The sequence below is a fragment of the Bradyrhizobium erythrophlei genome (assembly GCF_900129425.1).
GTDB classification, from domain to species: Bacteria; Pseudomonadota; Alphaproteobacteria; order Rhizobiales; family Xanthobacteraceae; genus Bradyrhizobium; species Bradyrhizobium erythrophlei_C.
Genome location: NZ_LT670817.1, coordinates 531,404 through 549,648, shown reverse-complemented (window position 1 = coordinate 549,648; position 18,245 = coordinate 531,404). Strand labels below are relative to the sequence as shown.

The 18,245-nt window shown below is 57.6% G+C and carries 21 protein-coding genes and 1 pseudogene; 9 read left to right on the top strand and 13 right to left on the bottom strand.

Going from position 1 to position 18,245, the window contains the following annotated elements; genetic code table 11:
• Positions 1-75 precede the first annotated feature (75 nt).
• On the top strand, positions 76-366 hold the full coding sequence (locus B5527_RS47285; protein WP_338065088.1) for a sensor histidine kinase: 291 nt from the start codon (positions 76-78) through the stop codon (positions 364-366).
• A gap of 309 nt (positions 367-675) precedes the next feature.
• Here the strand turns inward: B5527_RS47285 and B5527_RS02615 are convergent, their stop codons facing one another.
• Positions 676-927, bottom strand: coding sequence for a hypothetical protein (locus B5527_RS02615; RefSeq protein WP_154071963.1), 252 nt, complete (start codon positions 925-927; stop codon positions 676-678).
• 307 nt (positions 928-1,234) lie between these two features.
• On the opposite strand from B5527_RS02615, the gene B5527_RS02610 reads away from it, so the two are divergent.
• From B5527_RS02610 to B5527_RS02595, 5 genes are all read left to right on the top strand, one after another.
• The gene (locus tag B5527_RS02610) at positions 1,235-1,492 is read left to right on the top strand and encodes a hypothetical protein (protein ID WP_172842456.1); all 258 of its coding nucleotides are present in this window, start codon (positions 1,235-1,237) and stop codon (positions 1,490-1,492) included.
• A 177-nt stretch (positions 1,493-1,669) separates the two neighbouring features.
• Positions 1,670-1,882 carry a hypothetical protein gene (locus B5527_RS02605; RefSeq protein WP_154071962.1) on the top strand — a complete coding sequence of 71 codons (213 nt, stop codon included), beginning with the start codon at positions 1,670-1,672 and terminating at the stop codon, positions 1,880-1,882.
• A 91-nt stretch (positions 1,883-1,973) separates the two neighbouring features.
• Positions 1,974-2,198 carry a hypothetical protein gene (locus tag B5527_RS43320; protein ID WP_154071961.1) on the top strand — a complete coding sequence of 75 codons (225 nt, stop codon included), beginning with the start codon at positions 1,974-1,976 and terminating at the stop codon, positions 2,196-2,198.
• Positions 2,199-2,533: 335 nt separating this feature from the next.
• Positions 2,534-2,767 (top strand): DUF6894 family protein, encoded by a 234-nt coding sequence (locus tag B5527_RS02600; protein ID WP_079599902.1) that lies wholly within the window; start codon positions 2,534-2,536, stop codon positions 2,765-2,767.
• 721 nt (positions 2,768-3,488) lie between these two features.
• A complete protein-coding gene (locus B5527_RS02595; RefSeq protein ID WP_079599901.1) occupies positions 3,489-3,740 on the top strand; it encodes a DUF2243 domain-containing protein in 252 nt (83 codons plus the stop codon).
• On the opposite strand, the pseudogene B5527_RS43315 reads toward B5527_RS02595, so the two are convergent.
• From B5527_RS43315 to B5527_RS02565, 5 genes and pseudogenes are all read right to left on the bottom strand, one after another.
• A pseudogene (locus B5527_RS43315) lies at positions 3,718-3,891 on the bottom strand (cyclic nucleotide-binding domain-containing protein); the annotation flags it as partial. The gene B5527_RS02595 and the pseudogene B5527_RS43315 sit on opposite strands and share 23 nt — an antisense overlap.
• Positions 3,892-4,576: 685 nt before the next feature.
• The gene (locus B5527_RS02585) at positions 4,577-4,804 is read right to left on the bottom strand and encodes a DUF6894 family protein (protein ID WP_079599899.1); all 228 of its coding nucleotides are present in this window, start codon (positions 4,802-4,804) and stop codon (positions 4,577-4,579) included.
• A gap of 173 nt (positions 4,805-4,977) precedes the next feature.
• Positions 4,978-5,187 (bottom strand): hypothetical protein, encoded by a 210-nt coding sequence (locus B5527_RS02580; RefSeq protein ID WP_079599898.1) that lies wholly within the window; start codon positions 5,185-5,187, stop codon positions 4,978-4,980.
• 112 nt (positions 5,188-5,299) lie between these two features.
• Complete coding sequence (locus tag B5527_RS02575; RefSeq protein ID WP_245332476.1) at positions 5,300-6,094, bottom strand: PhnA-like protein; 795 nt, start codon at positions 6,092-6,094, stop codon at positions 5,300-5,302.
• A gap of 1,225 nt (positions 6,095-7,319) precedes the next feature.
• The gene (locus tag B5527_RS02565; RefSeq protein WP_079599896.1) at positions 7,320-7,820 is read right to left on the bottom strand and encodes a ferritin-like domain-containing protein; all 501 of its coding nucleotides are present in this window, start codon (positions 7,818-7,820) and stop codon (positions 7,320-7,322) included.
• A gap of 739 nt (positions 7,821-8,559) precedes the next feature.
• Here B5527_RS02565 and B5527_RS02555 point away from each other — a divergent pair.
• Both B5527_RS02555 and B5527_RS02550 read left to right on the top strand, forming a co-directional pair.
• Positions 8,560-8,697 carry a DUF2934 domain-containing protein gene (locus B5527_RS02555; RefSeq protein ID WP_245332475.1) on the top strand — a complete coding sequence of 46 codons (138 nt, stop codon included), beginning with the start codon at positions 8,560-8,562 and terminating at the stop codon, positions 8,695-8,697.
• Between the two features lie 120 nt (positions 8,698-8,817).
• Positions 8,818-10,095, top strand: a complete 1,278-nt coding sequence (locus B5527_RS02550; RefSeq protein WP_079599894.1) for a DUF892 family protein — start codon at positions 8,818-8,820, stop codon at positions 10,093-10,095.
• Between the two features lie 37 nt (positions 10,096-10,132).
• Here the strand turns inward: B5527_RS02550 and B5527_RS47495 are convergent, their stop codons facing one another.
• The 5 genes from B5527_RS47495 to B5527_RS02525 all read right to left on the bottom strand — a co-directional run bounded on the left by B5527_RS47495 (position 10,133) and on the right by B5527_RS02525 (position 14,529).
• The gene (locus tag B5527_RS47495) at positions 10,133-10,303 is read right to left on the bottom strand and encodes a DUF6894 family protein (protein ID WP_425305057.1); all 171 of its coding nucleotides are present in this window, start codon (positions 10,301-10,303) and stop codon (positions 10,133-10,135) included.
• A 9-nt stretch (positions 10,304-10,312) separates the two neighbouring features.
• Positions 10,313-10,987 carry a Crp/Fnr family transcriptional regulator gene (locus tag B5527_RS02545; protein WP_245332474.1) on the bottom strand — a complete coding sequence of 225 codons (675 nt, stop codon included), beginning with the start codon at positions 10,985-10,987 and terminating at the stop codon, positions 10,313-10,315.
• A 218-nt stretch (positions 10,988-11,205) separates the two neighbouring features.
• On the bottom strand, positions 11,206-11,646 hold the full coding sequence (locus B5527_RS45160) for a hypothetical protein (protein ID WP_079599893.1): 441 nt from the start codon (positions 11,644-11,646) through the stop codon (positions 11,206-11,208).
• Positions 11,647-12,214: 568 nt separating this feature from the next.
• Positions 12,215-12,898: an integrase core domain-containing protein gene (locus B5527_RS45655; RefSeq protein ID WP_245332473.1), complete on the bottom strand. Its 684-nt coding sequence runs from the start codon at positions 12,896-12,898 to the stop codon at positions 12,215-12,217.
• 617 nt (positions 12,899-13,515) lie between these two features.
• Complete coding sequence (locus B5527_RS02525) at positions 13,516-14,529, bottom strand: alpha/beta fold hydrolase (RefSeq protein WP_079599892.1); 1,014 nt, start codon at positions 14,527-14,529, stop codon at positions 13,516-13,518.
• A gap of 699 nt (positions 14,530-15,228) precedes the next feature.
• On the opposite strand from B5527_RS02525, the gene B5527_RS02520 reads away from it, so the two are divergent.
• On the top strand, positions 15,229-15,747 hold the full coding sequence (locus B5527_RS02520) for a phasin family protein (protein WP_079599891.1): 519 nt from the start codon (positions 15,229-15,231) through the stop codon (positions 15,745-15,747).
• A gap of 375 nt (positions 15,748-16,122) precedes the next feature.
• Here B5527_RS02520 and B5527_RS02515 read toward each other — a convergent pair whose 3' ends face one another.
• Positions 16,123-16,791 (bottom strand): hypothetical protein, encoded by a 669-nt coding sequence (locus B5527_RS02515; RefSeq protein WP_079599890.1) that lies wholly within the window; start codon positions 16,789-16,791, stop codon positions 16,123-16,125.
• Between the two features lie 515 nt (positions 16,792-17,306).
• Positions 17,307-18,089, bottom strand: a complete 783-nt coding sequence (locus B5527_RS02510; protein ID WP_172842455.1) for a DNA-binding transcriptional regulator — start codon at positions 18,087-18,089, stop codon at positions 17,307-17,309.
• Positions 18,090-18,245 lie beyond the last annotated feature (156 nt).

Sequence of the window (18,245 nt, the reverse complement as noted above, 5' to 3'; positions counted from 1 at the left end):
AGCGAAGGATCAGGTAGATTTTCGATTTCTGGACCTGACATTAAAATTACATCTGGCGCTGTGATTGCGCTTGCGATGACCCTCAACGAGCTTTGTACCAATACAACGAAATACGGTGCGCTGTCCGTTCCAGCGGGAAGCGTTGACGTCGCATGGAAGATCGACGAAGGAAAGCAGCGGTTACAGCTAACATGGTCAGAAAAAGGTGGTCCGTCGGTATATGCCCCTTCCCGGCAGAGCTTTGGCACGCGTCTCATGGAGTCTCTCGGCCAGCAGTTGAAGGGCGAGGTCCGACTGGCGTATAAGCCGACCGGCTTTACATATACGATGGACGTCCCGATGACCTCGCTCGTCGCACCGGCCTGACAGTCATCGATCAGCGTTCAAGCAGCTATGTCAATTAATCTTGAGACATTCAACAGCGGTGCTTTGCCTTGTAATGAAGTTCGCGACTTCCGCTTGTGGCACTTTTCGGACCTGACCCTCCTGTTTCGGGATGTCTGTTCGTCGAGGTAAAGCAGACATCACTATCCCGCTGGCAATCATCCGACGTCAGCCTGCGTGCGACGAAGGTGACGCTGGCCCCGACCGATGACGGCGCGTTGAGGGCGAACTGAAACCCGGCAATCGGCAACATGCTGGTGCCGACCGTGATGCATTGGCTCTGCTAACTGCTCACCTCAGGGTCGTAACGGCTTTGGTGGATGCGATTGTTGAGCGCGGCGTTCTGACGGCGATGAGGTCGATCAGATGATCATGCGAGCGATAGCGGCTGAGACCTTGGCCGTGGAACGCCAGCGCCGTCGCGATTGGCAAGAACGCCGAGAATCCGCAGCCGCCTTTGTCGCCGCTGTGCAGCCCTAGCGCGGCATGCCAGCGCCGTTTGATCCGCCCGGTATCCAGCCCTCGAACAATACGCCGTTGCATGGGTGACGCTCGCGCGGCCTTGACGTAGGTCAAAGCCGTCAAGCACTCCGGTGACAATCTAATGGCGCGCGACCATGCGCTTTGTCGGTGACTGAGAGGTTGCACTCCCGCCTGATCCAAGGAGCGTCACATGCTTCAATCTCATTTCCCTGAGTCGTCTCTTACTGTGATCGAGCGACCTCGCTGCCCCCAGTGCCAGATTCGCATGATGCTGGTCCGTGTCGAGCTCAGCTTGGCTGGTCCCGATTTGGGGACATTTGCATGTCCTAAGTGCAGACTGGCTTACAAGGCTCTGGCAGAAGACCCAATGAATTTGTGGCCGACTTCCACACTGGAAAACGGACGCTCCGGGGCGCATATTCGCAGGATGACACGCGAACGCTATATCGCGAGATGCATTCAGCACTGGCATGTCGTCCGGATTGACACGGACGGCAAGGAGACCGTTATGGAAATAACGGACTCAGAAGAAGCCGCGAAGGCCGAAGTCGCCAAACTTGACCGGGAAGCGGAGCGTACCTATCAGGCCGAACAAAACCTGCCTCGCAAGAGTCGGAACGAATGACAAACGTGCCGGCTGCCCCTGATCTGGCGATGCTGATGATCGTACTCTCGCTAAGGCAGTGATGCTGTCCCACTTTTAGTTCACCGCGTTCGCTAATTTAATTGCTTTGAATTTGGAACCTCACATAGTCGGGTTCCGGTGGCACGCCGCCTTCGCTCACGGCCCATGGAGGTCGCAATGGAGCGCTTCGTCAACACAGCAAACATCGGCCTCTATCGACGGCTCGTATCCGAGTCCAGGCTCGATCCATCGAGCGACCAGCAACGGCACAAAATGCTGCTGACGTTGCTTGCCGAGGAAATAGCCAAGGACAGGAAGCCAATAGACCGTGTCGCAGTTTCTTACAGGGTGAAAGACGGACGTCTTGTCCCAAAGGATCAGCGACCATAAGCGTTTGATCCGCCCGGTGTCCACTCGGTCGATCAATAGACCGCTGCATGGGCGGCGCTCGCGCGCCTCGCAAACCAGAGCGGCTCCGAAGTTGATCTATCGCAACATCGGTTCGGCGGTTGTCGGAAATTATGCATACTCTGAGTATCAACCTGAGAACGAACGGAGCAAAAAATCAACGACAGGCGAGGACGCCATGACAAGTGCCGCGCAAGCATTTCTGTTCACCGCAGAACTATTCGCTCTCTCGTTTCTTGCGATCTTTTTGATTTGGCTTGCTGACAGGCTGTGGTCTGGTTTTTTAGGGAAGCGTTAGCGCAAACTCGGGGATGGGGCTACTGCGGCATGTCGCAGGCCGCGCGGCCCCCTTTGTGATCTAGCACCGCGCCGAGATCGCGCATGTCGATCCATCCGCCGCTCGCTTGGAAAGCGCTCTTTAGGGAATTCCGTCGATACGCCTGTGTCGAACGCGACCGACCATTTCCACCTGCCGCCCGATACCGCGAACAGCTCCGCCCCGGCAGGGGTGCACGAGTATCCACAATCAACGCGACCGGTAGTTTTACGGCGGCCGTATCTTCGTCGTTTGATCCCGATAGACGAGTAATCTTCTCGGTGCTTGAGTCGCCCTAAAACGGAAAGGAGTGGCAGATGGGGCTCTATTTTTTCAGGATCAGCCACGGGAAATACTGTGGCGTTTCCGATCCAGACTTTGATGTCGTCGACCGTAATGCTGCTTGGGCAGAGATGACGAAAGTCTGCGGCGATCTGATCGGCGGCGCTGCGCGCGATCTAAAACAAAACGCCGAGTGGCAGGTCGAACTCTTGGACCAGGCCAAAGAGCCGGTGTTTAGAATCCGCCTTGTAGCGGAGACGTTGGACTAGACCCCCTCAGTTGGCGGCCTCTTTTTCCAAGCAAAACGGCCTCAGTGGGGGGGCATCTGAGGCCGCTTGAGACCTCCCGCCGGGCATTGGGGCAAAATGTAGACCGGTCGGTGGCTTGGCATTCGGAGATAGGATCGCCGAAAGCTAAGGGACCAAGAACCCCCAAGATGAATCGTTCCGTCCTAATTGAATATCGAGTGCGCCAATTAGGACAGTAGCCTGTTTCGACCCTCAGTGGCCTAATTTGATTTTCGCGGTGGCCTAATTTGATTCAGTGCACACTTGGGCGTTTGGGGTGGTCAGTCATTCGGCATCCCTAGCTGGACAGGCAATGAACCGATATCGGGGAACCCAAGCGGAGTTCCAATTCTCGATAGTTGCACCGCACACGGCGCATTCGAAGCTGCTGATCTCGCGCTCCTCTACAATATGCTCGCTGCGGTCATAAACCGCGCCGCATTTACAGGATCGACGACCGGATTCTGACATGCCCCAATATGCGCTTCGGACTGTCCGTTTTCCAGTTAACAATGTGGCCCCGCTTTCCAAAACAGTCATGCGACTCGTTGTGGCAAAGAAGTAGGCCGCCTCAGTCGGCCGCCTCTTTCATGTCAGGGTCGGCATCGCGTAGCGTGAGCGACGACCCTGCGGAACGGCGCGGTGAGGTGCGGCCAGTTCACCATCCTGAAAAACTTCGCGACTCCTTGCAACGAGGCACCACATGCTGAGCGGCTGGTATCCGATTAACTCACCTGACAATCTTACACTCAACATCTTTTGGGATGGCATTTTTCATTCCGGAACCTACATCCTCGTGCTGACTGGCGTTTTCCTACTTTGGCGTTCGGCTCTCCGGGTTCACCGCAGTTGGCTGCTGCCGCTGGTCGGTTCTGTACTGATGGGATGGGGCTGCTTCAACCTTCTCGAGGGTATCGTGAACCACACACTGCTCCCTGCTCAGACACGACAGTAAGCTTGACCTTGCCTCTTTGAATATAAAACACCGTGTCGGCAACATCGCCTTGCTCGAACACTTGCTGATCTTTACGGAATTCCAATATATGCTTTCCTGCGCCCACTTTGGCGAGAAAGTCTTTGGGGTCAAAAATGTTTGGCTTCTCCACGGAGCGGCCTGCCTCTGCCTATAGGAGTCGATCATCGCCGCCGTCACGTCGCTTGGATAGCACAGCGGCGCTGCTCCGCCTGGTCGGGAGTAAGCGTTACGCCCGGCGCAGGCTCCGCCGTTTCGCATGGTGTCATCCGGGCAGGCGCACGCTGTCCTCCCGCGAGATATTGAGCGCGGCTTGCTTGAACGACATCAGCCCCAAGAGAACATACGTGGCTGAGGTCACTGACCAGACCACTGGGCCGTCTGCGCAGGTGCATTTTTGAGACAATGCCTGGCGGCTTCGATCTCGGCCTGCGTGGCTCCCTTGCTTCGGGCCCACGCCTCGGCTGCGGGGGCTGTGTACTTGGCGACGTAGTACCTGATGACGGTGCACGAAGCGCGTTGGACGAGTCCGGAACGCTCAGCGGCTTCCACCTGCGGAGCCAGCCCCAAGCAAATTGCAGCAACGCATATCCAGCGTGACCACATTGTCAAACCCTCTCATCCCAGAGCAACGGCCTCAGCGTATTTCCGTTCCATTGACAGCGCATCGTGTGCGATAAGCGGGCGGGGGTGCTACGCCGATCGGCGCTTGATGATTGCGTCGCTGCAGCTATCCAAAAACATCTGAGCGCGCCGCGGCTCACTGGAGCCGATTGACCGGCGCCGCGGCCAAGGACCGGCGCCACAGTAGAGGTTAGTTAGAAATGGCGGACGGTCGAAGTTATTGGCGCCGCGAATATCTTTGCGCCACGTTCGTCGCGGACAGCGATGAAGTTACCTCGTTTGGCGAAGCTTGGCCGTTCAGTTCCGATGCGATGTGCAATGAAGGCTGCGTGGCTTTTGGCTTCGTTTTTGGACGAGCATTCATGGCCCATGAAATCGCGGGCGCGAATCTCTCCGACTAAATCAAAGAAGAACCGTTTCATGATCGCACAACCAAGCCAGAACCGTTCCGTTCCAAAGTTCCGTTTCAAAGAAGTTCGCCCCAAGCGTTTACAACACAGCCTCCAAGTGCCGCGCCGTCGCACAGATTTGGCGCTGCCCCTGACGGAAGTCTGCCGGTGACTTCAGTCGAGTGGTCCTCTGCAAAGGCCCACCCTCATCGAAGCACGCCTAACCGCTCTTCAGTAAAATCTTCCCCCTGTTCCATAGCCCGAATTGCCAGGTTGGAAAGCCGCAGTCGGTTCCTGACCTGCGAGCGCCACGCGACCTCTTTCGCATGCGCCGCCACCTCCTGCGCTTCCTGGAACTTCACGGCCTGACCGGTGCGCATGAGATAGTCCATCGCGATGTTAAGCGCGTCGTCCATCACGCTATCGAACTCGCCAAAGGGTCAAGGATACTTGGCACATCCGACATTTTTATCGACAGGAAGGCGAGCTGCACCGACGAAGGAGGCAGCCCGCTTCAATTACGCCAGCTCAAGCAAATGACCGTTTGGATCCGCCCGTTACCGTCGGTGTTACTGCGCTCGCGTGGCCCGCGAAAAACGCGGCCAGAGCCCCCAGTAAAAGAGCCAGGGCACCGAATAGCGCCCCCCGCGACGCCGTCTTGGCTGTTGTATCCGCGAGTTTTGCGTGTTCTTTGGCTTTGGCGACCGTTTTTTGGTACTGCTGTTGGTACTGCTCGACCTGAGCCTTGGCTTGATCGGGAGGGATATTCTGCGCCTTGGCCAAAGCATCAGCAGCTTTATCCGTTGCAGCGGCCTGTTGAGCGGGGTCTCCCGAGAGCGCCGCACGAACAGCTGTCGCGGCGGCATCTCGAAGCGCTGCAGGATCCTGGCCGCCCGAGGTGCTCCGAACCTTATTCTCGATGGTAGCCATCGGATCGCTCATATTATTCAAAGAAGGCGCTGCGGTCTGAACGGCAGTTTGAACGGACCCGCCGATGGCTTTGCCGGCTCCTCCAAGCGCGGACGATGCCGTGCTCACAGCGCCGCCAATCAGACCCGAGGCAGCCGTCGAGAGCAGGTAAACCACGATTAGGGTCGAAACCGCCCACGCAATCAAACCGTGATAGGCGGTTGTCGATTGAGATGACTTTCCTGAAAGCCGCCCAGCGATGTAGCCACCAACCGCAGCCGCAACTATTCCGGAGATAACCCACCAGATACCGGCACCTATTGAGAGGGATCCGGCAGTCGGCGTATCCCCCGCGGCTGCGTCGATGGTCGAGAGACCGACGCCGACTCCAACCATGTTGAGAATTATCTGCATTACAAGGGGCAATCGTGGCACCGGCGAACACGGCACCCCAGGAGACCTGATTCAACATTATCGTGCGAATGTCGTCAGCGGGAGCAACTTCACTCACTTGGGGAGGATTTCGGTGCTCGTTTGGGCGAGCCATTTCGGGTGAATAAGCCATTTTGTACGCACCTTCTGCAAATTGGAAACTTTGCCTGTAACCTTCTTTTGCCCACGATGTTCCTATCTTGCTGAATAATGTGCGTGCGGCTTACGCTGGCTGCGGCATGCCAAATTCCACGGTCACCGGCCGTTGCTCTGCATCCAACATCGGAGCGAATTAGCCAGACCCAGCAATCGCGGCTGCCGAATGCTTCTGAGCAATCGCGCAGTCGGCTTGGGCACATATACGCAACTCCGCCAAACGCAAAGCGATTGAAGCGCGTCGGCAGGACGCCGGTTGCTAGGAACCTAGCGTGTTTTTCTCGGTTAAAGAAAGAACTCAAACAGGGAGAATAACCAATGTCTAAGAGATCAATTGGGAGTGCGGCGCTGGTCGCAGCGATCGTCTTGCCGCTCAGTGCCTTTGCCCAAGGAGGCGGCGGGTGGGGCCGGTGGAGCGGGCGGCGGGAGCGCGGGAGCCGCCGGGAGCGCAAGCGGTGGCACAGGGGGTGGGAGCGGCAGCGCAGGCACGGGTAGCACGTCAACCGGCGTAGGTGCGTCGCCCGGAGCCTCCTCAGTAAAAACCACCGGTCAAACGAATCGAGCGAACACCACCGTCAATGAGGCCGTCAGCCCCAACAATCCGTCGACAACTACGCCGGGCGGGCCGAACTCTCAACCTGTGCCAAACCAAACCGTCCAGGAACAGAACGCGCGACAATTCGATCCAAGACTTTCTCCCGGCTATCAAAAGTAAGGACGCCGGAAGGGGCAGCCGATAACTCGTTGGCGAGAAGTGTGCGCACGGCACGCGGTTACTGCCGATATTCCGGACCGGGATTGCGCGCTTGTACTTAGCGCGCGGCCGGGCCCATAAAGCAAGGCCCCGATCGCTCCGAAGGCAGCAACCATGCAAGGGACATCCGCCCACATGCCCGGCCGCTCGATCGGAAGCGGCCGGGCGTGTGCTCTTTCCTGACGCGCGTTCTCCGCAATTCGGCGGTAGATACCCTGGCGAAGGCGCAAAAGCCCCGGAGCTCGGCTCCAAGGCTCTTGCGGCCGAAAAGGTACATCCGCTTCCGGCTCCTGGTGACTAGGCCGCCCCTCGCACTTCGCGGTTGAGATAGGCCAGCGTCACTTTCTCAACATTGGCATCGATCCACTTGGCCATCTGCTCCTCTTCCCTGAGTGAAGCCTGAAGGTGTGGCCGTGCGCTGTCAGAACCAGCTGGCTCGCAAAGCGCGAGCAGGGATTTGTAGGCTGCGATTTCAAAATTTTCGAAAGCGTTGTTCGCGAAGGTATTCTTGAGTATCTCGTCGCCGGCCATACCATGGGTCATCGCCATCACGTTAGCCATGACCGACTGGGCGGTGTCCTTCAGAGTGGACGTTGTTTCACCAAGGACATCAAGGCATTGCTCCAGCCGCTTGAGCTGCTCGTTTGTCTCCTGAAGATGGGCAGTGACTTTAGCCTTCACCTCGGGATATTCGTCCAGCCTCTCCGACTGACGCTCCATCAACTCGCGTGCTTGGGTCTCCATGGTGTGCGCATTGCGCAGGCCAACAACAAAAATCTCTCGTGCTGTTTGTGCCATCGGCGGCTCCAATTATGGTTGTGTGGGCCGTAAACACGCACAAGCAACTGTTGTTCCTATTTTCGTGGTGCAGGCAGCTAAAAGGAACGTAGCTCTTTCTGGACCCGCACTGCTTCCCGCGTGCTGAAACAGAACAACTGTCCCTTTGACGTGTCAGTAACCGCTACTGCCCAACATTGGCCCGCGCCACTTAACTTTTGTTGTAGTGCCTTCCATGATTTCGGGCGCAGACTGTGATTTAGGCGTCCACTGTCTCCATCGGATTATCGCCTCGCTTTATCGGTGATGAGAACGCTGATGGCGCTCGCACCCCACAAAATAGGCACCAGCGAATGCAAAGAAACCGTTTCACACAGACTACCACATTGGGCTATCGCCTAGCTCATGAGGCAGAGCGGCTAAGACAAAACGCTCGCACGGTGCCGATCGGCAAGGAGCGCGAGAGCCTTTTGCGCAAAGCTCGCCAGTTAGAGACCGCCTCGCACATCGACGAATGGCTATCGTCTCCGGGCCTGCAAACGCCGCAGTGAGATGTGCCCGCGCCAGGGCCTCCTCAAACATGCATCTATCCGTTGCAGAACGCTCACGCCGGCAGAGCGATACGACGACTGATTTGATCAGGCGGTGCTGTGGCTAAAGCGCGCTATCGAGTGGCGTTTGCAAATCCCCATATTTGCGGCGGGCGGATGCCTCCGAAGCGAGTGCTAAGTTGGAAGTTGAAATGCAGAGACCCGCTGAAATGGATATCGTTCGCCGCGCTTATGGACTTTGGGAGCAAGCGGGAAAGCCTGACGGCAGAGATCAGGAATTCTATCATCAGGCAGAACGGGAATTGCAAACAGCAAACGAACAAGCCATCCCAGAACAGCCACGTTAATGCCCCTTCGGCGCCTTTCGTGGGGCTAACGATTTTGGGCCGTCAGCGATTTCCGAGAACAATCAGGAACGTAATTCATCGGCTAGGGTTGCAACTTCACAAACTCAAGCGAGGCCGGCCATGTATCATCACGTCAAGAAGCTCATGTTCACCGTCCACGTCGACGAACCGGACCCGCGTTTTGGAAATATGCTCCTTGAACAGTTCGGCGGCGCGAACGGCGAACTCGCAGCCGCGATGCAATATTCGATCCAGGGCCTCAATTGCGAAGACCCTGACCGCAAGGATCTCCTGATGGATATCGGAACCGAGGAGCTTAGCCATCTCGAGATCGTGGGATGCCTGGCGCGGATGCATCTCAAACCATCCAAATTCGACCGTCAGGCCGCCGAGGCCGACCCCTTGATTGCGATCGCAGGCGGCGGCGGGGTGAACCTCTTCAATTCGCAAGGCAATCCCTGGACCGCCGATTACTTGAAGATCACCGGTGAACTTGATGTTGATCTTCGCAGCAATATCGCCGCGGAAGCTCGTGCCAAGATCGTCTATGAGCGGCTCATCAATTTCTGCGATGACGCGGGCACTAAAGATGCCCTGCAATTCTTGATGACGCGGGAAATCACGCATATGAAGGCCTTCGCGCTGGCGCTGGAGAGCATGGGCAAGCCGGCCTTTAGCATCGGCCGCGTCGCGCCCACACCCGGTCTCGTCAATCAATACTTCAACGACTCGACAGGCGCCGGCGATCACGGCGAGATCGACACACGCGGTCCCTGGAACGAGGGCGACGACTGGGTTTTCGTGGAATCTCCCGCAATCCAGAGCGGCGAGCTCGGGGTCATTGTCACAGAGAGTTCACCGGCAGAAAGCCCGGAAGGTCTCGACGAACTGCTGATCGATGAGCTTCGGGACATCCTTCACGCCGAAAAGCAGTTGACCAAGGCTCTTCCCAAAATGGCGGAAGCGGCGCGGTTCGACCAGCTTCGCGAATTGTTCGAGCAACATCTGTCGCAGACCGAAACGCAAATCGAGCGTTTGAACGAATGCTTTGACCTCCTCGGCAAGACGGCCCGGGCCAAGCCCTGCAGGGGAATGATGGGCCTTGTCGAGGAAGGCCAGGAGATTATGGAGGAAGGCGAAAAGAAGGAAGACGCGGCCGCCGATCTCGCCCTTATCGGCGCCGCGCAACGGGTAGAGCATTATGAGATCTCGGGCTACACCACGGCCCGGAATCTCGCGCAGCAGCTCAGGCACAGTGCGATAGTGGCGCTGCTGTCCAAATCCCTTGCAGAGGAAGAAAACTCCGATCAGCTTTTCAACCAAGTCGCTCGTTCACTCATGTCGGTCGCCAAGATGCCGGCAGCGATTGAGCAGGCAACGATTGACGGAGCTGAATAGTTAGGGCTCCGAGGCTGCTTGGAAGCGTGCGGTGCCATCACTCTAGGGGGCGCACGTCACGCTCCCTCGGATGAACGCATCCCTGGCAGTTGAAGGGCCGGTTTCCACTGCTTTCCTCGCGAACAGCATCTCTTTCGGTAAGCTCTTGCCCTTCTTCGTCTGTGACGACGCGACCGTCCTCTACGATGCGGAAGTAAAACCGTAGCATTCGTTTGCCTTAAAGAGATGGCCTCTGATGCAAATAAAGACCGTCAAAGTCGGCTAGTTCCAAAAGCTTTTGCTCGTCGATGACCCTCACACTGCCGCGGTGGAATTCCAGGACGTTGTCGTCACGCAATTGTTTCACGACCCGATTGGCGTGGACTGAGGTGATTCCCATGGCTTCCCCAATTTGTTCCTGTGTCAAAGGCATTTCGAAGCGTGCGCCTTGAACCTGCCCGATGACTTTCAAGCGTTCTCGGAGTTCGACGATAATGTGAGCAAGCCGGCTTGGCGCCGGGCGCTGTCCTACATTGACGATCCAATCCCGAAACATAGCGGCGTCGATTAAGGTATCGCGCCAGAAGATTTCTGCGAGGTTCGGCCTTCGGCGGGTGATCTCTCGAAGGGAAACGTGGCTGATGAAGCCCAAGGTGCATTCTGTTAGCGTAGTGAGATCATGATCCAGCACATGCAGATGCAGGCTTTGGAGGTCGGGTATTTCGCCGGGTACGTGGATCGAGAGAATTTGCCGCCGGCCGTTTGACGTCGTCTTGGACCGAACGCAAAACCCTTGAGAAAGGAGGCAGCTCTCGGCCGGCCTGTCACCGTCTCGAACAATGGCCTGACCCGGCTGATAGTGCTTTACCACAACCGGCAAGGACCGAACCGCCTGGACATCCTGGTCGTCCAACGCCGATGTTGTCCGAAGTCGCGTGATAAGCGCGTTCGTTATGGATTCGTTGGTCAGGGCGGAGCTCCAACACTGCAAGAGGATGACAAGAAAACTGCAGCGGATTTTCTCGGTTCCCACCAAAAGTTAGGACGTCGTTTAAAAAAGGATGCCGGCGACGGTGTCCGGAGGCTCTCATAGCACAAAGGCGAAATCGGAGGAGACGAGAAGTTATCTTTTCAAGAGCGGCTGAAGCGGTTCACGCATACGCTCGTGGTGCCGCTATAAATTTGCCGCCAGGAGCCGCGAGTGCAATTCTCAGCTTTCGGTGGATTAACCAGTTGAAATGACGCCCCCACGCAAGAGCGATCGCGCTCGTTATAGAGCGAAGGACCGTTATCGGCTTCTGCCGACGACCGCGACCAACCAGAAGTTTCGAACAGCCAACCGGTGAAGCAGCCAAAGCCGGCGCAGCCAGCAATACCTGCAGCCAAGTGAAACAACCGGTTAACGCTAAGCCCAGCGATCTTCTTCGTCTCAGTGTTCAAACGGTCGGCAACGTCTTCCGCGGTCTTCTTATCGCATGCTTCCGCGACAGGTTTGCCGGTGTCGGTGATAATTTCACTTTGCTTTGTGTGGACCGGGAGATCTTCCGGTTTTAACGCCTTCTGATCGGGCATGGCCGGTTCTCCATTCGAGAGTTAATAGTGCGGCCGACTGACGCCTAACTACTCCTCGCAAACAAATCGCTCGGAGCGAGAACACTCTTCACACCTGAATGTCGAAAAGTCCGGGCCTTTATCCCTGGCCTCATGCAGAACAATTGCCATCGCGCAGCCGCACGCTGGGCAGGAGGGCAATTCCGCCGTAGCCAACGGGTAAAGCAGCAGGTCCTGGTCTGCATTCATGGCGTCACCTGACAGTCCGGAACCTCAACACGCGGAATGCCGAATAGTTGCAGACCGATCATCGGCCAAAGGGAAAATGCCAGGCACGACGCCAGCGAAGGCCGTTCCAACCAGACCAAAGAGACGGGCCGCGCCGGGCAGTCTAGGAACGGCGCAATTACCTCGCCCTGCGATCACGGCAGCATTGATCCCCGCCATCTCATCCGTCCCTACTTGGTGCCGGATGGTGAGGTTGGGCACCACGCTTTTGCCGTGATCCGGAAAGCCTGCCGGCCTCAAGGGACCCAACAATTGGGTGTATAAAGCGCTCTACCGCGAGGTAGGCTGTCCTTATCGCAAATCAAATCCGGGCATATTGATGATGGAGACCGCCCAGGATCGGGCGGCAGACAATAGTCCCGGCCCGCTCGGCGCCGCGAGGGAGCGGGGCATCCTTGTTCAATGACACATGAGTGCGCGTGGCGTTGTAGTAATCCATGTACGACAGCAGCACGTGACGTAGATGGCGCTCGCCGAACACAACAATATGATCAACACATTCCCTACGGATTGAACTGATCAGCCGTTCAGCATATGCATTTTGCCAGGGGGAGCGGGCAGACGTCGGGCGGTCTCGAATGCCGATCGAGCGAACCCGGCGGAGAAGAATCTCGCCATAAGCTCGATCACGATCCCTAATGAGGTAACGGGGGATTTGCTCCCAGCCACAGGCCTGAGTGAGTTGATTGGCGATCCATTCGGCGGTCGGATGCGCAGTGGTCCCAAACCACAAGATCTGCCGCCGGCCGTGGCTCATGATCAGCAATCCATAGAGCAGCTGGAACGAGATTGTCGGCACGACGAAGAGGTCCATTGCGGCAATGCCATCAGCATGGTTGCGAAGGAACGTCTTCCATCCCTGCGAGGGAGGGCCCCTCCTCCGTGCCATATACTTGGCGACGCTGGTCTGGCCGACATCGATGCCGAGCTTGAGAAGCTCACCATGGATTCTCGGCGCTCCCCACAACGGGTTGGCGACGCTCACCTCGCGGATTAGCCAACGGCACGGTTGGTCGTCCGCAGCGGCGTCGCGACTTCCAGCGCCAATACAATCTGAAACCGGCGCGGTGCCAGCGGATCACGGTATCGGGCCGGACAATTGCAAGTGTCTCATATATCCTGGGAAACAGTCGGCAGACGCCTCCCAATATCAGCCTGTCAATCGACCCAAATGGAAGTCTCCTGGGGTTACGACGCCGCAGCACATTGATTTGCTGCCTCAGCACCAGAATCTCTGCCTCAAGCGTTGCGCGCGACCATAGCAGATCGATCACCGCCCCAAAGACCAGTTTGCACAAATCTAACATCGACCAGCAGCATCGCCCGATTCTCGATCAACCGCCAGCGGATTGGATTTACGATAGGGACAGGCTATCGCCTGCTTCTACGCACTCGGCACCGCGATCGGTGGAAGCACGTCACTGCTTCTGTTCGGCTGGCTCATCGAGTCCGGATCTGCATGGCGCGTGAGTGGCGGGTACGCATTGGCCGCTGCACTGCTGCTAGTGGCCGCCGGGACGGAATTGGTGCTGGGAATCGACGCGGAGGGAAGGTCGCTCGAAAGCATCGCCGACCCGCTTTCCACCACGTAGCTCCACCACGCTATTCGGCAGCCGCAAGTTCAACGGATCCGCCTGCAACTTCCCTTATCGCCGACATCACCTGATCTGTGGCCGTCTGCTGGATCATGTGGCCGTTTCCGGCAACTCGGTGAAACCTGCTTTGCGGAATGTCGGAATGGAGTCGCGCCGACTGCGTATCGACGTCGATCAGCCTGTCTTGCTGGCCCGCGATGATGACGATCAGCATCTTCAAATCCGGATACTGATTGCGCAGCTCAAAGGCGTCGGGAATCATCAGCGCCGATTCAGCCGCCGACGCCCGTATCTGCGAAGGACGCAGCGCCATCTCCTTCGGAAACGCTCCAAACTTTTCAGGCACGGATCGAGGACCGAAGATTTTCGCCATCATCAGCGGCCATATCGCGCGGCTGATCAGGGGCGACAAGGTATGACTGAGGATGTCGCCGATGACCGGTATGGCCGGCGCGCCCATCGCTATGACGTCGGTTCTTGCCGTCGGATAGTAGAGAACCAGTCCGCGGATCAGATCGGGATATTTCAGGGCCAGTGCCACGGCAACCGACGCGCCCCATGAGTGTCCGAGAACGGTGGCGTTTGAAACGTCGAGCCGCTCGAGGGCGTGCTTGATGAGTTCTGCCTGAACATCCGGCGTCCATACGACGTTGCGCGGGCGGTCGCTGTGGCAGAAGCCGGGACGGTCGAAAACGATGACCCGGTAGTTCTTGGCAGCGAGATCAATCAGACCGCTGGATTCGAAATCCTCGATCATGCTGCCGTTGCCGTGCAGCAGAATTAGCGGTTCGCCCGAGCCCCGCTCAACGTAGTGCAGCCGAACGCCGTCGACGTCGAGGAAGCGGCCGGCGGCCGGATTGTCACGCTCCGCTTTCTTCGCAAGATGACGATTGACCAGGGCCATTGCGGCCAAGGTTCCGATCGCAACTGCCGAAGCTACCGCGAAGGAAGGCGCCTTTATGTTGCGACGTTGGACTGGGATGGAAAAACGCAGGCGTCTAACAGCATGGGCTGAGGTCATGGATAGCACTCGGGAAGGCGCGTGCACGAAATCCGGATGATCCTTGGAAATGTTGCAGCGCGCTAAGTGAACCAGCGATGACAAGGATCGTTCCGAAAAAGCACGTGGGTTCCCGCGATTAATATTGCTGGAGGCAGGCCAGCACAGCGAAGTCGCCCTGATCCAATATCGGACGGCAGGTCGCTGGACGTTGCCGGCGCAAGTGGATGACGCTTTGAATATCGCTGAGCAGATCGAGCTTTGATCGTCGACCGCCGGCACGGTGGTCGCTTACGCGCCAATATCGGCTGTTCGACGAATTGCCACGCGCTTGTCGTCCGTGTCGACACAGGTCGCAGACCGAATGAGATGTCGATCTGGCCACGCTCGCGCACTCGCCGGCAACCTTCGTCTACATAGTCGGTGACGATTTCAGAGAGTAGCAGCTAACTCCAAAGACAATAGCCGTCGGGCTATTAATTAAAAAAGGCCTACGCTCAAGGGCCAAGTGGGCGAGATCGTCGACAGGTAGCCTGGTCCCCCAAGCATAGCGCGTCACAATTGCAGCGGTGCGACATGGCATCAACGAACATGCGATGAATTAATCTTGGTGAGGTGGAACTCTCACAACCCTGCGTTTGGAACGTTACTCTGCACGGCATGTTGTCCTCTGCACGAATGACCTTTGCGATCGTTCCCCTCACGCCTTGGAGTTGTCAGATGAGCAAACGTAAACCGGCAACGGCGTCAAAGCACACCCATAGCCCGAAAATAGCCGCGAAGGCCCAACGGGCCGCTCAGGCTATTGTTAGAAGCCCGAAAGACAGCCGTCTGCGCTCGGTTGAGCCGGGCTCGACTGAATCGCCCCCGAAGCATCATAACACCTCAAAACAAGAGGCTCCCCTTGTTGAGAATCCGGTGACAGCCTTACAACAAGAGGCTCCTCTCGTTGAAAATCCGGTGACAGCCTTACAAGATAACTGCAAAGAGACGGTAACGGATAACGCTTCAAAGAAAGAGTTCAATTTTTCTTCAGTCACGGCGAACGTGCGAGCTTATCAAGCAAAGCTGCTGGAAATGGCACAAGCTAACATGCAATTTGCTTTTGAATTCGCTCAGAGGCTTGCGGCGATCAGGTCGCCCGTTGAATTTCTCAGTGTCAATGCAGAATTCACAAGCAAGCGGATGGCCATGTTTCTGAAGTATTCGAAAGAAATGGCTGAATTAACCAAGCAGTGAACAGCCTAACCAGGCCGCCTACTTGCCGCTAAGCGGACTTCGATAGTTTCATTCCACTCTCAGCTTCCGCGTGAGCCTGTACGTGCGCCGACGACCTCAATGTCAACTAGAGATTTGACCGTCCCGGGCGCCCTGAAGCCTTGAGGAGACAATGCGAGATCGCGCCGCGGCGAAAGGGCCAGACTGGCAAGGCTTCCTGCGGCGGCGCATGTCGTCGCACCAGCGACCGCCCCTGAACACTTTTTTTGCTCCATCGTTCCGGCTCTCCCGGCCCCGATTGAACACCCAGTGTGACTTCATCATTGGGAGTAGGGACGGTAAGCTCAATACCAGGGCAAAGCTTTGCAGCTTCGTCATGCCGAAGCCGGCACCTTCTCAAGCCGCCTCTTCGCGGACGAATGGCTTGAATTCGCCGTCGACGAAGACGCGGGTCTGCATCCAATTGGCGTTGCGATCGCGGAGTTCAGCCAGAACGACCTTCTGGGCGCACAATCGGCCCTCGAGCTCGGTTACGTAGCATTTCTTTCGATCGGAGAAAGACACGTGCTCCGACAGCTTGCCCTCGCTCGCCGCCACCACCTGCGCACAGGTGTCCGCGGTGAAGCGGAATGTGTACGGATAGTTGCGGCGCTCGCCCCAGTGCGGCGAGATCGTGACTACGATCTCGGCACGATCGGCGCGGATGTCGGCGATCAGGCGCTTCGTTTCCTCGCAACGCGCTTCGTACTTGCCGATGTGTTTCAGCAGCAGATCGTTCGTGACCTCGAGGGGGCTGTGGTGCGTACCATCGCACGACGCGGTCTGGTAGCCATCGCCCGGGCGGGTATAACCGTGGTGCGCAATCGTGCCGAACTTGCTGCAGATGCGGCGGCCGCAGAGCTGGCACGTCATCTCCTCGCCGGCTTCATAGACGGCAAGCTGCAGCCGGGCCTTCTGCTCGGCGCGCTCGGCTCGTGCCTTCTCGCTTATGGCGCGGTGCTCCAGCTTGTGAACCCGGGTCGGCAGGGCATCGACATATGAGCTCAGGCTCCCCGCTCGATCCACTGGGGCTTGCGCGCCGCGTGCTACGCTCGGCAGACACCAACAATTGTGTCGCCTGCGCCGTCCAGCAGCAACTGCATGGCCTAAGTCACGCGAGATGGGAAATGGACTGTAGCTCTTCGCCCGCGGAGGCAAAGCCCCCCGCCGTTAGGGCATCGAAGAAGAAGCCGGTACGAGGTCCCACCAGTACCGGCTCGCACCCATCCCTGGGGCGGAATTAGCAATGTCAACTTGATCGCGCGCTATGGCGCAACGGCTGGCCCACGGCGTGTCTTGCGGCCCTAGACGTGCTTCTCATGACGGCAACTAAGCTCTGCTTCTACCGCTTTCTCCTTCGGCGGCGATATCCACCGGAGTTGTGCTGAGCGAGCGGTCGTCGGCAAGGCGATGGCAGTGTCAAATCAAAGCCGCCAATCAGCAGACTCGGTCCAACCGGGACAACTTGTTGAGGCTCAACATCTAACGCACTTCGGTCATCTTGCTTGCTGGCGCCTAGCTCCTTCAGCGGAGACAATTGCTCACTGAACTCTTGTGAGATCAGTTACGCTCGCTTCGATCTTCTTGGCCAGATCCAAAAGCGGAGGGACGTAAGATGCTATCGCCTTCGTTTTCGGCATTGCCGAAATGAAGTAACTCACTCCGAGGGTGGCGAGAACCTTGCTCCCGTGGCGTATGGGGACACTGAAGGTGTTCGCTGACCTCGGCTGGACATCAGGCGATCGTTCCGCGAAGCCGTTGCGCCGCACGCGCGCAATGATTTCGCGGACCTCCTCCGGCTGTCGTGCGGCCCGATCCTCAGGATGAGCCGAGCGAGCGAGGACACGAAGAATGTACTTGCGCTCCGCTGCGGGACAGAACGCGATGTAGGCGCGGCCCATTGCACGCGTCAGAAGCGGCAGCCTCATGTTAACGGTCGCGTGAAATGGTGACATCGGACTGTCACGCGTTGTCGAGAATCGCACAACCATGGCGTCCCGATCGAACACGGCAACGCCGATCGGAAGCTTGTGCCGGCGGGTGAATTCGATCGCCCAAGAACGAGCCGCCTCGACCACCAGCGGATCCCCATGGAAGCCCGAGCTTAGCCCGCGAACCCCCGAGGTCACCTGGTATCCGCCCTGTCGTGGATCGTTCGCCACGTAGCCAAGGAGCCGAAGAGTCTCCAGCAGGCGTACGATGGTCGACTTCGGAAGAGCGGTTGCCCCGTGCAGATGTTGAACACTGTTGATGCGCTGGCGGTTCAGCTCTTCCAGAAGCGCGAAGGCGCGTCGAACCGACTCGACCGGGGATCCAGAACTCATGTGCGTCCTCCTCATCATGCTGTTTAGCAGTCTGAGCCGCGCTTCTCGCGTTCCATACAGCGGAATGATGCTTCAAGCCACTGGACCACAGTCTACTTTTGGAGAATCAATCGCAGATCGTCTCGCGCACTTCGCTTTCCGGGCTGGACCGTTTCA

Coding starts and splice junctions, on each gene's coding strand:
- B5527_RS02610 (WP_172842456.1), top strand. CDS start 1,235: ATGAATTTGTGGCCGACTTCCACACTGGAAAACGGACGCTCCGGGGCG.
- B5527_RS02615 (WP_154071963.1), bottom strand. CDS start 927: ATGCAACGGCGTATTGTTCGAGGGCTGGATACCGGGCGGATCAAACGG.
- B5527_RS02520 (WP_079599891.1), top strand. CDS start 15,229: ATGAGCAAACGTAAACCGGCAACGGCGTCAAAGCACACCCATAGCCCG.
- B5527_RS02595 (WP_079599901.1), top strand. CDS start 3,489: ATGCTGAGCGGCTGGTATCCGATTAACTCACCTGACAATCTTACACTC.
- B5527_RS02600 (WP_079599902.1), top strand. CDS start 2,534: ATGGGGCTCTATTTTTTCAGGATCAGCCACGGGAAATACTGTGGCGTT.
- B5527_RS45160 (WP_079599893.1), bottom strand. CDS start 11,646: ATGCCCGATCAGAAGGCGTTAAAACCGGAAGATCTCCCGGTCCACACA.
- B5527_RS02550 (WP_079599894.1), top strand. CDS start 8,818: ATGTATCATCACGTCAAGAAGCTCATGTTCACCGTCCACGTCGACGAA.
- B5527_RS47495 (WP_425305057.1), bottom strand. CDS start 10,303: ATGCTACGGTTTTACTTCCGCATCGTAGAGGACGGTCGCGTCGTCACA.
- B5527_RS02605 (WP_154071962.1), top strand. CDS start 1,670: ATGGAGCGCTTCGTCAACACAGCAAACATCGGCCTCTATCGACGGCTC.
- B5527_RS02525 (WP_079599892.1), bottom strand. CDS start 14,529: ATGACCTCAGCCCATGCTGTTAGACGCCTGCGTTTTTCCATCCCAGTC.
- B5527_RS02585 (WP_079599899.1), bottom strand. CDS start 4,804: ATGAAACGGTTCTTCTTTGATTTAGTCGGAGAGATTCGCGCCCGCGAT.
- B5527_RS02565 (WP_079599896.1), bottom strand. CDS start 7,820: ATGGCACAAACAGCACGAGAGATTTTTGTTGTTGGCCTGCGCAATGCG.
- B5527_RS02580 (WP_079599898.1), bottom strand. CDS start 5,187: ATGGACGACGCGCTTAACATCGCGATGGACTATCTCATGCGCACCGGT.
- B5527_RS47285 (WP_338065088.1), top strand. CDS start 76: ATGACCCTCAACGAGCTTTGTACCAATACAACGAAATACGGTGCGCTG.
- B5527_RS02575 (WP_245332476.1), bottom strand. CDS start 6,094: ATGCAGATAATTCTCAACATGGTTGGAGTCGGCGTCGGTCTCTCGACC.
- B5527_RS02555 (WP_245332475.1), top strand. CDS start 8,560: ATGGATATCGTTCGCCGCGCTTATGGACTTTGGGAGCAAGCGGGAAAG.
- B5527_RS02510 (WP_172842455.1), bottom strand. CDS start 18,089: ATGAGTTCTGGATCCCCGGTCGAGTCGGTTCGACGCGCCTTCGCGCTT.